Origin of the sequence: Halolactibacillus alkaliphilus, from assembly GCF_900115465.1 — a bacterium.
Taxonomy (GTDB): domain Bacteria; phylum Bacillota; class Bacilli; order Bacillales; family Amphibacillaceae; genus Halolactibacillus; species Halolactibacillus alkaliphilus.
This window is the reverse complement of record NZ_FOWN01000034.1, coordinates 16,116-30,544: the sequence shown is the minus strand read 5'-3', so window position 1 is coordinate 30,544 and position 14,429 is coordinate 16,116. Positions and strand designations below refer to the sequence as shown.

Sequence of the window (14,429 nt, the reverse complement as noted above, 5' to 3'; positions counted from 1 at the left end):
TTCGAAAATACGGAATATCTCATAACGAAGCACTTAAATTAGCTGCGAGTAGGAAGGGGTATTGGAATAACTCAAAAACACCTGCCCTTCATCGAGCACTATCAAATGAGCGACTATTGAAGTGGGGGCTAAGAAATTTAAACCTTCGCTTGAAAACAAGTCAATTTAGATCTGACTATAAATTAAAACGATACTTAAATTATTGAACCGCCGTATACGGATCCGTACGTACGGTGGTGTGAGAGGTCGGTAGGTGAATTAATCACCTACCTCCTACTCGATTTAAAAATTCACTAAATAATACCTACACCTTTTAAATTTTGATTAGTTTTAAAATAACCTGGAAGTCCGTATGGTGTTGCAATTAGTGTTGTTGGTTTTTTTACAGCACTTATAGAGTCATATGCTTGCCATACTATTTTTGAACAGTATGTTGGGTTTTTACTTGGTAAATTCATTGATATGCTATAAGAATAATTTTTATTTTGATAGTTTATTTTAGCCCAATTAGCTGCTCGTATAGCGTTAGTTCTGCTTCCCACCCGGTATACATTAGTATGTGTTCGGCCATCTTTTTGACCTTGTACTATTCCGTATCTATCTTGCCATTGTTTAGTTGTAATAACCAGCGGTTTTGAATTTTTCGCCCCTGAAATATGAAGAACTTGAGTTGAACTAATTGCAATGCCGGCATGTCCTGTTAATCCAAAAGAAGACGTTCCGTTACTGACTAAAATATCTCCTTTATTAAGAGTGGGACCTGTTGAAAAAGTTTGAATATTAGAAGTCATATTTTCTTCAATTTGTATTAATTCATTAGGAACTGGAATTTCTGAATCGAATTCATTGAATTTATCTTCATTATTGATTATTAACCAAGTCTCATAAGATATTTTTTTGTCTACGATTTCATTTTCAATTAATTGGTTGTATGTCTCTTCTGATAAATCTGTTTCAGGTTTGTTGTTCAGTTCTTCAGCTTGTGATACATTGGGATAAACTAATAGAGTGACAGTAAATAATAGAACCATAAAAGTGATGAATTTTCTAAACAAAATAAAACCTCACTTTATTGTTGTAATTCTATTATAATACAAATATATAGGAAATGGAGGTAAAATTATGAAAAACAAAAGTTGGTTATATATTTTATTGTTTGTACTAATTGGAGTCATTGTAGTTGGTGTTTTAATATATAAAAATTTTCACTATGATGAGAAAAAGTTGACTGTAGAGAAAATTGATAATTATTTAAATGAAAATAATTATGATCAGAAAATTTTAAAAAAAGAAATTGAATTTGATTCTAAGACTGGGGAATATTTTGCAAGAGTAGTATTTAAAGATGAACCTAATAATTTCTATGAAATTATTAGTGAGTCAGATTCAAATAAAGTTAAAGTTTATGGATATCATGATGGTGTAGAAATTGTTGATAAAAACAAAGGTAAATATATAACAGAGTATTCATATAAAATTTCTAAATAGAATAGCAATATGCTACTCTATTTTTTTTGCGTAGTATTATTGGCGATAGCTAACATTGTAGCCTGCATTCCCGGAATTTATAACGATATTCTGTAAAAAAAGATGATTGGGCAGACACACCGACATGACATGGTTTGGTGTAAGTGTGGAGTAATTGCTATTGATGGCGGTAAAGACTATCAACGTTTAACTGGAAATCTAAAAAATATTGACGATAGTTATTCTGTTTTTGAAAAAGAATAATTTTAAGAACTGTCGATCTAGATAGTTCTTTTTATTTTCAAATATCCATGCAATGGCGCACTTATACACTCTGTCGAGTGGATGCTAAAATCCGTATCGCATTTGGGTTTCCGTCAAGCGTGTATTAAGTATAGCAAGTGTGGGACGAGAAAAGCCAAAATAAACGAAATAAAGCATACAAAGAGGATGATTGGGCATTAAATGGTTTATATTAAGCCCGATCATCCCACACTTGCTATATTTTAGATTATTTATTGTTTCTCATATTCTTTTAAGTTTCTTCTCCTTTGGCGGATATCATAATATTCCCAGTATTTTTCTAGATTATCATGAATCACGGTATTCTTTAACTCTAAAATCCAAGCATCGTGTTTAACGGTATAAGCCAAACCATGGAAACGATAGGGTTCATTTTGGCGAAGAATCCCACTCGTCACAATTTCATTCAGTGCTTGTTCCGCACTTAAATCTCCAGGAATGTAGTCAATGATATAGGTTTTAATGTGTGATAATTGGTCATCATTTTGACGATAAGATTCTTTAAAGATACGCCTAGGTTTTGACTCTTTTCCCTCTGCTTTGCGTTTCCAAGAACCAATTAATTCTCTCAATCGCTTGATTTCTGCGTGTAGCTTTTCAATGTCTTGTTCTTTATCCATTAAGATTCTCCTCTCAAATATACTTTCGCTAGATCCCAACGACCGGCACCATGACCCATTTCCGCATGAATGAGATTAACCACTTCTTCGACTTGTCTAAATAAGTCATGCTTCGCTTGATGAACGCCATAGTTCGCTGCCCGACCGATATCTTTATTCTCAATGATACGTTGTAACATGTCATAGCCTTCGGATCCAATCTGTCGTTCTTTCAACAAGTGTTTAAACCGATTGCGTGCATACAAGTGACGAAAACCATGTGCCCCTCTCCCATTTGTCGATAATCCGGCCTTATAGAAAGCGTTTCTGACGTTCTCACGGAGTGTATCGCGTTTTATAGGCACTAATTTATCAGAAGGGCCTCTAATCGCTTATTAAAACGTTCTGGAATAGACATAAAGCGATAACGTCCGCCCTTCGTAATGCCTTGCCCGTTTTTTATCACTAATCGCCAGTTATCACCTATCTGTTGAAAATGTTCGGCACGCACTTGTGTGGCTTCTTCTACTCGCAATCCTAAATGTCGCATGAGATCAACACCTGCTTGCCCATTTGCACTCATAAAAGGGCGTATATGTTCGAATTCTTCTTGGCTATAAGAACGATTGATGGGTGTCGGTTTGCCTGTGATGAGGCGCTTGTTTGTTGTAAATTGAATGGGCTGTTTCCCTAAACGTGCTGCTTTTAGCGCTAATCCCTTTTCGATATGGCGTAAGCCTGTTTCAATGTTTTTTAAATGCCCTTTACTGATGCCCTCTTGTTGTTTAAAGGCGATATACGCCCTGTAGTGCGTTTCTGTGACGTCTGTAAGACGTTTGACTTGATGTTGTTGTTTCGCCCATTGGGCAAAGTTTTGACCCACACTCATGGTCTCTTTTTTCTGTTTGTAAGAATGTATGAATCTTTTGTCGCCATTTTTTCTTACGTCACGTTTTGATTTTCCTATCTGATCAACTTCTTGAATCGCTTGTTTAATATCGTAAGATAAACTCGCTGATTTACGTCTAGCCATGGGTTGATCCCTCCTTGCTCTTTTTTAAAAATCGGCGTCGCTCGCGAACCTTCCCACCTTATGTAAAAAAATAAGGTTGTCAATGTGCAGGTATTTAGCTTGCCGCTCCATATTTTTTGAGCCGAGCGTTTTTGAGGCTCTTACATTTATGTCTTACTTCAACACCCGATACGTGACACAGTGTTGACTTATCGCGTGGCTAACGAGCCGTTTGCGATAAGATTTCGTTCATCTATAGATGAAACCGTTTCTTACACAGAAAAAGCTAGCTGACAACGGTTGTTGAGATCAGCTAGCTTTCAGATGTTTATTTGATTGGCCACTCTTAGGTGTTTGTTATTCAGGTTGTTGTTCTTGATACCAACGAAAACCAAGGTTTTCTGCTTCGCTTTCTGTTTTGACATCAAACTGATAGTACATTTCTTTGTAGAGTTGTTTGGTTGTTTCGTGATCCAGTCCAGCTTCTTTACACGCGAGCAGCATGTAACCGAGGGCTTGTTTATTATCCATGATAGATTCTCCTTTATGATGTGAATGTGATAGATTGTCCTCATTCAAAGACTATTATATATAAAAAAGCCTTTGGGTCTATGATTAATAGCAAGATCGTTGCTATTGAATCAACCCAAAGGCTGTATATTTGATAAATAACCGCAGACTTCTCCTAAAGGGAGTCGCATAAAAAATAAAAAGTAAAAAAACGTTATGATTATATTTTAATAAAGACGACTTTGAGCTTGATGATAGTAACGCTTAGCCAGTGGCAAGTCTCTTTTCTGTGCGAAAGAAACAGAAAAAAGCTCCGTACGGGGGATTCTAAAGTGATTGTATAAATTAACGGCTGATGAACATGAGAAATGTGAGAGGTTTTAGTTTAATTAGGTTTTGGTCTAAGAATATACCCTAAGGAAATTCAAAATAAACGTTAAAAACCATATAAAATTGTGATACACTATCACTAGTCATTTTTTTAAATTTTTTGTTATTTTATATTTTCTGAAATTTATGTTAATTTCGGACTTGCGATTCAGTCGGACACACGGTATAATGTCCACTATAAATAAACAAATGTACATTCAGAAAATACAAACAAGGGGGCGACGTAATGGATAAAATTAATGTAGGCTTGTGCGGACTTGGAACAGTAGGGACAGGTGTTGTTCGTGTCTTGAACGACCATAAAGAACGCATCATACATAAGTTAGGATGCGAAGTAGAAATCACAAAAATCTTAGTAAATGACCTGGAAAAAGAACGAGATATGATTATTAATCGTTCATGGTTAACTGATAACCCTGATGAACTGGTTGAAGATGAAAATATTGATATCATCGTGGAAGTTATGGGCGGTGTCAAAGGTACAAAAGAGTTATTAGAAAAGGCATTAAAAAATAAAAAGCATATTGTAACAGCGAATAAAGACTTGATGGCTCTTAATGGGCGTGAATTGTTGCAGCTTGCTCGTGAGAATCATTGTGATATCTTATTTGATGCTAGTATAGCTGGAGGTATTCCAATCGTACGTACACTTGTTGATGGATTGGCAAGTGATCACATTGAAAAAGTCATGGGAATTGTTAATGGGACAACGAACTTTATCATGACAAAAATGACGGATGAAGGTTTGCCATTTGATGATGTGTTAAAAGAAGCGCAACGCTTAGGATTTGCTGAAGCCGACCCAACATCAGATATTGAAGGGCTAGATGCGGCTAGAAAAATGACGTTATTAGCTAATTTAGCATTCAAGATGGAAGTGAATTTAGATGATGTTGAAGTAAAAGGTATCACCTCAATCACACAAGATGATATCGCTTTTGCTCATAGTTTAGGGTACACGATTAAGTTAATAGGGATTGCTTCAATGCACGATCAAAAAGTAGAAGTAATGGTTGAACCAACACTTCTTCCTAAAGATCATCCGCTAGCTAATGTTAAGAATGAGTTTAATGCTGTTTATGTCTATGGTGATGCAGTAGGTGAAACGATGTTTTATGGCCCGGGTGCAGGGAGTTTGCCAACAGCAACAGCTGTTGTCTCTGACCTTATGGAAGTCATTCGAAATATTCGTTTAGGTATTAGCGGTAATGCTTATCAAGAACCTCAATTCAAGCGACAAATTAAAGTCCCTGAAGAAAAATACTCAAAACACTTTATTCGTTTAGAAGTAGAAGATCAAGCTGGGGCTTTCCAGGAAATCACTAATATTTTTACAGATCATCATGTAAGCTTCCAAAAGATCTTGCAATTACCAACAGAAACAGACCAACGTGCTGAAATTGTCATGATTACACATAAAATTAGTAAAGCGCAACTTATGAAAAGTTTACAAGCACTAGACAAAATAGAGGTAGTCGACCGAGTGATTAGTCATTATCGAGTCGATGGGGAGGAATAAAGATGGCGTGGCAAGGGTTACTACAAGAGTATAAGGATTTATTACCTGTAAATGAAAAAACACCGATGTTAACACTTAATGAAGGAAATACACCTTTAATTAAATTAGATAATTTATCTAAAAAATTTGGTGTAGAGGCGTATGCTAAAATTGAAGGGGCGAACCCAACGGGCTCATTTAAAGATCGTGGTATGGTTATGGCGATGGCTAAAGCAATTGAAGATGGCTCGCATACAGTTATTTGTGCCTCGACTGGAAACACTTCAGCAGCTGCTAGTGCATATGCAGCAAAAGCTGGCTTGCGTTCAATAATTGTTATTCCTGAAGGTAAAATTGCTCAAGGGAAAATGGCGCAGGCGGTTATGTATGGCGCAGAGATATACTCAATTAAGGGGAATTTTGACGACGCCTTACGTATTGTTCGTAAGTTAGGTGAACGTGATGATATAACTTTAGTTAATTCTGTAAATCCATACAGAATTGAAGGACAAAAAACAGCAGCATTTGAAGTGTGTGATGCTTTAGGAAAGGCACCTGATTATCTCTTTATTCCAGTTGGAAATGCTGGTAATATTACGGCATACTGGAAAGGTTTTAAAGAATATCACGATAAAAAACAAACGGGACTACCAAAAATGATGGGGTACGAAGCGAGTGGTTCAGCGGCGATTGTGCATGATCGTATTTTTGACAATCCAGAAACAATAGGAACAGCTATCCGCATTGGTAACCCAGCAAGTTGGAAGCAGGCAGTAAATGCTAGAGATGAATCAAATGGGACCATTGATGAGATCACAGATGAACAAATGTTAGAAGCTTATCACTGGATGGCTAAAAATGAGGGGATTTTTGCTGAGCCAGCATCTAATTCATCAGTAGCTGGATTGTTTAAAGCGTTGAAAAATAATCAAGTCAAACCGGGTAGTCAAGTGGTGTGTGTGCTGACAGGAAACGGATTAAAAGATCCAAATACGGCAATCGAACATAGTGATATTTCTCCGATGGTACTTGATAATGATGAAGATGTCGTAGTTAAAGCAATCCTTGGCCGTGATAAATCATGAGCTGGCGAATCAAAGTTCCGGCGACAACAGCCAATTTAGGTGCGGGATTTGATTCAATAGGAGTAGCTTTAGATTTATATTTATTTATTAAAGTAAGTCCATCTGATGAGTGGGCGTTTGTGTCCCATTCAAAGCATTTAACAGAAGTGCCAAAGGGTAAAGAAAACTTTATCTATCAGATTGCGGAAAAAGTAGCAACGCGCTATGGGAAACAAACCTTACCACCTTGTCATGTGGAACTGTTTAGTGATATTCCTTTAGCTAGAGGGTTGGGAAGTAGTGCTACGGCTATTGCTGTTGGTATTGAAATAGCTAATTTATTACTAGAACTCAATTTAAGTGAGCGTGATAAGGTGCAGATTGCGACTGAGATTGAGGGTCATCCTGATAATGTGGCTCCTGCTATTATCGGTGGCGCTGTGATCGGTCATTATGAGGACGTCGTTGACTATGTGAAGCTTGATTTAGAAAATATAAGTTTTGTCGCTGTTATTCCTGAGTTTGAGTTAAAAACAAAGGATGCCCGCCAAGTATTACCAGATACTTTTAGCTATGCAGATGCTGTTCGGGCAAGTAGTGTGGCTAATGTAACAACAGCGGCACTTGTGAAACAGGATTGGGCATTGCTTGGCCGCATGATGGCGCAAGAACATTTCCATGAACCTTATAGAAAGAAACTTATTCCGCATTATGATGCTGTGAAGGCACTTGTTAATGATGATGCGCATGGTATCTATATTAGTGGTGCTGGTCCAACGTTAATGATATTAATTGATGAAGTAATAGCAGAAAAACAGCTACATTACTGGCGAAAGACAATGCCAGAACATGAATGGCTTGTTTTAAAGCCGGTGAACATAGGAATTGAAGTGGTGGATGGTTATTAAATGATACCTCTCACTCAGCTTAAACGCTGGTGAGAGGCTTTTTATTTTTTAAACGATTATAAAAAGACTATCCATAAAGGATAGTCTCATTCATTATTAGAGTCATTAAAATACCTGTTCAATGCCTTTTACACCAGGCACTTGTGCCACAAGAGCTTGTTCAATACCCGCTTTTAATGTCACTGTTGAACTTGGGCAGTTATAACAAGCACCCATCAATTTTAAACGAACAATGCCATCTTCAATATCAATAAGTTCAACGTCGCCACCATCACGTAAAAGAAGCGGGCGTAATTTATTTAATACAGCTTGTACTTGTTGTTCCATCGTTCAACCTTCCTTTCTTTTGCTTAATTTAGTATAACATTATTCATCCGGGAAAAGAAGTATTTTTCCCTGTAAAGCATAGGGGAGAAAGCCAAAAAAATCAAATGTGAAACAAATAAAACCGTGTCACAAGCTTGTTATAATGAAACGAAATCCGTTATACTAGCAATATTGCAAGTAATATTACGTGAAACGGTCATGGGGGAATAAATGATGAAAAGTATTCGTTATACTAAAATGCATGGTTTAGGAAATAGTTATATTTACATTAATGGATTTGAAGAAAAAATTAAAGAAGAAGACTTAGCGCCACTTGCGGTTAAGGTGTCAAATCAAAATACAGGTATTGGATCAGATGGTCTTATTTTAATTACACCATCGGACGAAGCAGCTGTAGGCATGCGTATGTTTAACAGAGATGGGTCAGAAGGTAAAACGTGTGGTAATGGTTTAAGGTGTGTTGCAAAATATGCTTTTGAGAATAACCTTGTATCGGCTAAGACGTTTACTATCGAGACTAAAGCTGGTATTGTTGAGGCTTACGTTCATATATCTAATGACAAACAGTTGGTAAAAGAAGTGACGATAGATATGGGGACGCCTATTTTAGAGAGACGATGTATCCCAATGCTAGGAGAACAAGCAGATGTTGTTATTAATGAATCATTTGAAATAGACGGGCAAGTCTTGCAGGCTACAGCTGTTTCAATGGGAAATCCACATGTGATTTTTATTGTGGAGGATATTCAAAAAGCGCCATTATATGAGTTGGGGCCTGTCATTACGAACGATCAAAGATTTCCAGAGGGCGTTAATGTTGAATTTATCGAAATTATAAGTAAGGAAGAAATGTACTTTAGAGTATGGGAACGTGGTTCTGGCGTAACAGAAGCGTGTGGAACGGGAGCTTGCGCGGCAACTGTAGCGAGTGTATTAAATGGTCATAGTAAACGTGGTGAGGCAGTAACGGTTCATTTAGCTGGTGGAGATTTAACGATAACTTGGGATTTAGATGGAAAAGTATGGATGCGTGGTGCGGCAGAGACTATTACCGAGGGTGTGTATTTTGATTATGCTAAATGAGCTCTCAAAAAATGACTATCTGATTATGTAAAAGAATAGCTGAGTAGTTTGAAAACAGACTAATTGAACATTTTGAATCTATTAAGTATACTAAGTGGTATGATATAAAGAAAGGAACGGATGTCATGCTACTGATTACAGATCGAGCCAAACGACAACTTAAAGAGATGCTACAACGTGAGAAGAACAATAACATACGTGTGCGTTTTGGAGTCAAAGGTGGTCTATGCAATGGCTTGTCCTATACTCTTGGTTTTGATAAGCAAATGTATAAAGAAGATCATTTAGAATTGATTGATTCAATTCCTTTTACGATCAATAAGAACGATTTAGAGCTACTTAAATATGCGACAATTGATTTTAAACAAGACATGGTGGGTGGAGGCTTCCATATTTATAATCCACTAGCAGAAAAGGAGCGCTGTTGTGGGTCCAAAGAAGAGGAAGTTCATTGACTTAGGTTAATAGTTAAAACAAACTTAAACCAACGTGTGTACCTATAATATAAACAAAAATCCCGTTTAATCAAGCGTGTGGTCTGCTTGATTAAACGGGGTTTTTGTTTTGTTTTAACTTTTTTTATAATTATTCTATTCAAATATACTCGTAGAATGTTTCGGTTGTAAGCGCTCTTTAGGTTCCATATGGTTAATTGCATTATTAATGGCTGTTGGTCCTTCACCAAATCCTGTTGCAATTAATTTCACCTTACCTGGGTACGTACAGATGTCACCAGCTGCATAAATGCCCTCGACAGCTGTTTCCATACGTGAATTAACGACGATATTATTTTTCTCTATCTCAAGTCCCCAGTTTTTAATTGGTCCTAGTGAAGAAATGAATCCATAATTAACAATGACATCATCGACATCAATTGTTAACTTTTGGTCGCCTTTAACTTCTTTAAGTACCACAGACTCTATTCGGTCTGTACCATGTAAAGCCTCAGGTACAAATGGTGTAACGACTTTTACTTTTGATTGCTGTAGCCTTTCAACACTATGCTCGTGTGCTCTAAATTGTTCGCGTCGGTGTACAAGAGTGACTTCCTTTGCAATTGGTTCTAACATCAGTGCCCAGTCAAGTGCCGAATCACCCCCGCCAAACAGTACAATCCGTTTGTCTTTAAACATCATCATTTGGTCAACATAATAATGCAAGTTTCGGCCCTCAAAAGCTTCTGCTTCTTCTAACGCCAACTTTCTAGGTTGAAAAGCGCCATTTCCAGCTGTAATAATGATAGTTCTACTTAAATGCGTTTCTTTATCCGTTTCGATTAAGAATGTCCCATCTGGATTTTTAGTGACGTGTAACACGTTTTCTTCAAGGCAATATGTTGGATTAAATAGACTGACTTGTTCTTCTAAATTATTTATTAAATCTTGTGCGCGAACTTTAGGAAAGCCAGCAATATCGTAAATGTATTTTTCGGGATAGAGCGCGCTCAATTGTCCTCCAGTATGAGGTAAGCTCTCGATGAGCTTGACTTTTTTTTGTCGTAATCCCCCGTAAAATGCGGTAAACAGTCCGACAGGACCTGCCCCGATTATGGTAATATCATAAAGTTGATTTTCTTCCATTTATATTTCCCCCATTTGATCTTTAAACTTAACAAGTATTTTAACATACTTTTGTTCAGGATGAATCTTTTATGCACACAGTGATTTTCATTGAAATATAACCTTAAACAAGCTAAGATTAAATTATGACGGAAATGTGACGGAAGTGAAGTGAGAGAGGGTGTGAGAGAAGTTATGCATATTGTTGTGTTAGGAGCAGGTTATGCAGGATTAACTGCTGTGTTGCAACTACAGAAGAAAATTAAGAAGAAAGATATCAAGATTACTTTGATAAATAAACATAGGTATCACTATCAAACGACATGGTTGCACAGGTGTGCTGTTGGTATATATTCAGAAGCGTATGCTCGTGTTGACTTAGAACCGCTTTTAAAAAAGGATCTTGTTACCCTGAAAAAAGAGGTAGTAAGGGCCATTCATCCGCACCAAAAAGAAGTTCACACAGATGAAGGTATCTATAGTTATGATTTCCTCGTCGTTGCTTTAGGTGCTGAAATAAATACGAGCGAAATCCCAGGCTTGGATCATTACGCACATAGTATTGTGACACTTGCACGTGCGAATCGGCTTTGTAATCGTTTTATAACGGTAATGAATGATTATAAAAACTCCCAGCAATCTGACCCTTTACATATTGTAGTAGGTGGTGGTGGTTTTACTGGCGTGGAGTTGTTAGGTGAGTTAATAGAACAATTACCGAAAATGTTAGCTATGCACCAGATCGACGCAAATAAGCTAAAGTTGACCTTAATTGAAAAAGAATCAACGGTATTACCTGAGTTTAATCTTGAATTGGGTGAGTATGCTTTAGCGCGTCTTGAGGAAGCAGCTGTTGATATTAAACTTCAAACGACGATTAAGGAGATTAAACGACGGACAATAAAAATTGAACACGGGGGGATTGTTGAAGAGATTCCTCATGACCTTTTTATTTGGACGGCTGGTGTTAGTAAACATTCAGTTCTTCAAAGTAATGCTTTTCTAAGCTCAGATCAGTCGATGGCCTTAACAAGTGAGTTGACAGTTCAAGAACATCCGGAAATATACATTATTGGAGATGCCATACAAGAGAAGGAAGTAACGCATCAAGGCAATGTGTTGCCTAATGCTGATATTGCTATTCAAAAAGGAAAATTTGTAGCGGAAAGCATTAAAGCTCAACTAAAAGGTTCGCATACTAAGCTCATCTTTTCATTTAAACCTTATGGAAGTAGAATTGCCTCGATTGGTCAACATGATGCGATTGGACTATTGTGGAATAAGAAGAAAGTTGTCGGTAACTTAGCTGCGCGCATTAAAAGAATAACCGATCACATGATTGTTTTTCAGATGGGAGGAGCACGCTTTTGGTATAGCGTGTTCATGGGCGCATCTAAGAAAAAATAACTGGTGATAATTAAGTTGTTAGACGGCTATTGGTATGCTCTATTAAGGCTAATAATAAGCGCCACAAATTTAACGTGTGTAGTTAAATTCGTGACGCTTATTTTATACGAAAGGGCGTAAAACCCCTACACCTTTAGGTTAGGGGATATAAGCCCTAATTCCCTTGCGTTTGAATATATTTTTGAATGGTGTCTTTGCTAACGTTCCCAATGCTACTAGAGAAGTATCCATCACTCCAAAAAGTACGTTCCTTAGGGACTTCGGAGTTAGCCTAATCAATTAGGGTTCGTTAGAACCCTGTACTTAGGAATCCGCTACGGCTTTAGCCTAGCGGTAGTTCAAAGGTCAGATGCCATCAATTAGAAATACCAAAAGTTAAAAAAGTGGATACATCAAAAACGCAAGAATAATACCTGTTATGCCACCGAAGAATACTTCTATTGGTTGATGTCCCAGCAGTTCTTTTAATTCTTTACGGCGCTCGTATGTTTCTTTTTTAGACCATACTTTTGCTTCATCAATAAAATATTGAAAATCTTTTACGAGCATATTTAAGACAATCGCTTGCTCCCCGGCTTGACGACGAATACCTGTTGCGTCAAACATGATGATAATGCTAAAAATAGCAGAAGCAGCGAATAGACCAGAAGTAACACCGTGCTCGATACCAATACCAGTGGTTACGGCTGTTACGGCTGCTGAGTGGCTACTGGGCATACCACCTGTACTAAAGGCTAAGCCAGGTTTAAATTCGCGAGTAGCAATTAAGTGAATCGGTACCTTTATGCCTTGAGCAAATAAAATCGCAAAAAGTGCAGTTATTAACGGAAAGTTTTGAAAGATTTCCAAGATTAATCGATCCCTTCTGTCTCTATCGAGTGTTATGTTTAAGTATAACACAGCTTGGTTTGTTTCGTCATGAATTGAACTACACCCCACCTAAAATTTTAACGAATTTTTGATGAAGGGGATTCTATAAGAACTCCGCAAAGGTAACCCAAACGCGTTCAACTAAGCTTGGGGTTTTTTACTCACCAACCGCCGCTAAACTATTTTTTCAACATCTTTTAAAGCCTGTTAGGGAAATAGTGTGTCCCAGGAACACTATTTGCTTTGGCTGAATCGTTCTGTCTGGTAGAACACCTGCGTTCTACCAAAAGACAGGATACGCGTCATATGTAGTAGTCATCATGGTCCTCAAGTGACCATCCTTTATTTTTTTGACGATTACTGTTGATGTCGTGATTACACCTCAAGGAACGTACGTTTTCCTCTTAAAAAATTCAAAACAAGCGATTCATTACCCACCTAGTGCTCACGCATTTGATTAAGGTGTCTTCTCGCCCTAAAATGATAAATCTAACAATGGCAAATAAAGAGCACTTACCTGGCTGGTAAGTGCTCACGTCATATTCCTAATATGCTTATGCAATGACAGCGTCTAGAGCTACTTCAATCATATCGTTGAATGTTGTTTGACGCTCTTCTGCAGAGGTTTCTTCGCCTGTTAAGATGTGATCAGATACAGTTAACACAGCTAGAGCTTGGCGATTATATTTTGCTGCTAAAGTGTAAAGAGCGGTTGTTTCCATTTCAACACCAAGCACTTGATAGTCAGCAAGTTTATTAAATAAGTCTAGTGCATTATCACGGTAAAAGCTATCGCTTGTAAAGACGTTTCCTACACGCAATTTTAAGCCTTTATCCGTACCGATATCATAAGCTTTTTTCAACAAATCGAAATCAGCTATTGGTGCATAATCAATGCCACCAAATGTCATACGGTTCATTTGTGAATCAGATGTTGAACCTTGTGCTAGAATGACGTCACGAACTTTTACGTCTTTTTGAAGGGCGCCGCATGTTCCGACACGAACCAGTTTTTGCACGCCGTATTCTTGCATTAATTCATTAATATAAATTGAGATAGAAGGAACCCCCATACCCGTTCCTTGTACCGATACTTTCACACCTTTGTATGTTCCGGTGTAACCTAACATCCCACGGACTTCATTGTAACATACTGGATTTTCCAGAAAATTTTCCGCTATATATTTGGCACGTAGTGGGTCTCCTGGCAATAATATTTTGTCAGCGATTTCGCCTTGTTTTGCTCCGATATGAGTACTCATAAATAAAGCCTCCTTGATTCATTTGATAAATCAACGGTAGCATAAAAAAAACAAAAAAACAACTCTAAACACGAACGTTAACATCAATTAACGGAAAGTTAACGAAAAAACTAGGACAATTCGTACCAAAAGAATGAAAACGTTATAATAAAGCTTGTAAACTTATTTAT

At 37.3% G+C, this 14,429-nt stretch carries 17 protein-coding genes and 2 pseudogenes; 9 read left to right on the top strand and 10 right to left on the bottom strand.

The window, feature by feature from the left end:
- Positions 1 to 206 (top strand): annotated as a pseudogene (locus tag BM163_RS13895) (hypothetical protein); the annotation flags it as partial.
- Between the two features lie 87 nt (positions 207 to 293).
- Here BM163_RS13895 and BM163_RS11745 read toward each other — a convergent pair.
- Positions 294 to 1,055, bottom strand: a complete 762-nt coding sequence (locus tag BM163_RS11745; RefSeq protein ID WP_229675570.1) for a YiiX/YebB-like N1pC/P60 family cysteine hydrolase — start codon at positions 1,053 to 1,055, stop codon at positions 294 to 296.
- A gap of 67 nt (positions 1,056 to 1,122) precedes the next feature.
- Between BM163_RS11745 and BM163_RS11740 the strand changes: the two genes are divergently transcribed.
- Positions 1,123 to 1,488 (top strand): DUF3139 domain-containing protein, encoded by a 366-nt coding sequence (locus BM163_RS11740; protein ID WP_089803375.1) that lies wholly within the window; start codon positions 1,123 to 1,125, stop codon positions 1,486 to 1,488.
- Positions 1,489 to 1,590: 102 nt separating this feature from the next.
- Positions 1,591 to 1,731, top strand: coding sequence for a DUF7695 domain-containing protein (locus BM163_RS14245; RefSeq protein WP_443093370.1), 141 nt, complete (start codon positions 1,591 to 1,593; stop codon positions 1,729 to 1,731).
- A gap of 251 nt (positions 1,732 to 1,982) precedes the next feature.
- On the opposite strand, the gene BM163_RS11735 is transcribed toward BM163_RS14245, so the two are convergent.
- The 4 genes from BM163_RS11735 to BM163_RS13840 form a co-directional block, all read right to left on the bottom strand.
- Positions 1,983 to 2,390 (bottom strand): hypothetical protein, encoded by a 408-nt coding sequence (locus BM163_RS11735; RefSeq protein WP_089803373.1) that lies wholly within the window; start codon positions 2,388 to 2,390, stop codon positions 1,983 to 1,985.
- Entirely contained in the window at positions 2,390 to 2,569 is a 180-nt protein-coding gene (locus tag BM163_RS13845; RefSeq protein WP_146876970.1) for a hypothetical protein, read from the bottom strand. Before BM163_RS13845 ends, BM163_RS11735 begins: the two co-directional genes overlap by 1 nt.
- A 164-nt stretch (positions 2,570 to 2,733) precedes the next feature.
- Positions 2,734 to 3,402, bottom strand: coding sequence for a site-specific integrase (locus tag BM163_RS11725; protein ID WP_089803369.1), 669 nt, complete (start codon positions 3,400 to 3,402; stop codon positions 2,734 to 2,736).
- A 336-nt stretch (positions 3,403 to 3,738) separates the two neighbouring features.
- Positions 3,739 to 3,912 (bottom strand): hypothetical protein, encoded by a 174-nt coding sequence (locus BM163_RS13840; RefSeq protein ID WP_170243728.1) that lies wholly within the window; start codon positions 3,910 to 3,912, stop codon positions 3,739 to 3,741.
- Positions 3,913 to 4,507: 595 nt separating this feature from the next.
- Between BM163_RS13840 and BM163_RS11720 the strand changes: the two genes are divergently transcribed.
- From BM163_RS11720 to thrB, 3 genes are read left to right on the top strand one after another with little or no spacing between them, the layout of a single operon-like run.
- Positions 4,508 to 5,800, top strand: a complete 1,293-nt coding sequence (locus tag BM163_RS11720; RefSeq protein ID WP_089803366.1) for a homoserine dehydrogenase — start codon at positions 4,508 to 4,510, stop codon at positions 5,798 to 5,800.
- Positions 5,801 to 5,802: 2 nt separating this feature from the next.
- Positions 5,803 to 6,864, top strand: a complete 1,062-nt coding sequence (thrC, locus tag BM163_RS11715) for a threonine synthase (RefSeq protein ID WP_089803364.1) — start codon at positions 5,803 to 5,805, stop codon at positions 6,862 to 6,864.
- A complete protein-coding gene (gene thrB, locus BM163_RS11710) occupies positions 6,861 to 7,751 on the top strand; it encodes a homoserine kinase (protein WP_089803362.1) in 891 nt (296 codons plus the stop codon). The genes thrC and thrB overlap by 4 nt, the downstream gene beginning before the upstream one ends.
- A gap of 105 nt (positions 7,752 to 7,856) precedes the next feature.
- Here thrB and BM163_RS11705 read toward each other — a convergent pair whose 3' ends face one another.
- On the bottom strand, positions 7,857 to 8,078 hold the full coding sequence (locus BM163_RS11705; RefSeq protein WP_089803360.1) for a NifU family protein: 222 nt from the start codon (positions 8,076 to 8,078) through the stop codon (positions 7,857 to 7,859).
- A 213-nt stretch (positions 8,079 to 8,291) separates the two neighbouring features.
- On the opposite strand from BM163_RS11705, the gene dapF reads away from it, so the two are divergent.
- Positions 8,292 to 9,161: a diaminopimelate epimerase gene (gene dapF / locus BM163_RS11700; protein WP_089803358.1), complete on the top strand. Its 870-nt coding sequence runs from the start codon at positions 8,292 to 8,294 to the stop codon at positions 9,159 to 9,161.
- A gap of 125 nt (positions 9,162 to 9,286) precedes the next feature.
- Positions 9,287 to 9,616, top strand: a complete 330-nt coding sequence (locus BM163_RS11695) for a HesB/IscA family protein (protein WP_089803356.1) — start codon at positions 9,287 to 9,289, stop codon at positions 9,614 to 9,616.
- Between the two features lie 135 nt (positions 9,617 to 9,751).
- On the opposite strand, the gene BM163_RS11690 is transcribed toward BM163_RS11695, so the two are convergent.
- Complete coding sequence (locus tag BM163_RS11690; RefSeq protein WP_089803354.1) at positions 9,752 to 10,741, bottom strand: NAD(P)/FAD-dependent oxidoreductase; 990 nt, start codon at positions 10,739 to 10,741, stop codon at positions 9,752 to 9,754.
- A 162-nt stretch (positions 10,742 to 10,903) separates the two neighbouring features.
- Here BM163_RS11690 and BM163_RS11685 point away from each other — a divergent pair, with 162 nt between their 5' ends.
- Entirely contained in the window at positions 10,904 to 12,127 is a 1,224-nt protein-coding gene (locus BM163_RS11685) for an NAD(P)/FAD-dependent oxidoreductase (RefSeq protein ID WP_143088228.1), read from the top strand.
- A 154-nt stretch (positions 12,128 to 12,281) separates the two neighbouring features.
- Here the strand turns inward: BM163_RS11685 and BM163_RS11680 are convergent.
- The 3 genes and pseudogenes from BM163_RS11680 to deoD form a co-directional block, all read right to left on the bottom strand.
- A pseudogene (locus BM163_RS11680) lies at positions 12,282 to 12,365 on the bottom strand (transposase); the annotation flags it as partial.
- A 137-nt stretch (positions 12,366 to 12,502) separates the two neighbouring features.
- Positions 12,503 to 12,976 (bottom strand): divergent PAP2 family protein, encoded by a 474-nt coding sequence (locus BM163_RS11675; RefSeq protein ID WP_089803350.1) that lies wholly within the window; start codon positions 12,974 to 12,976, stop codon positions 12,503 to 12,505.
- 575 nt (positions 12,977 to 13,551) lie between these two features.
- Positions 13,552 to 14,259, bottom strand: coding sequence for a purine-nucleoside phosphorylase (deoD, locus tag BM163_RS11670; protein ID WP_089803348.1), 708 nt, complete (start codon positions 14,257 to 14,259; stop codon positions 13,552 to 13,554).
- Between the last annotated feature and the right edge of the window lie 170 nt (positions 14,260 to 14,429).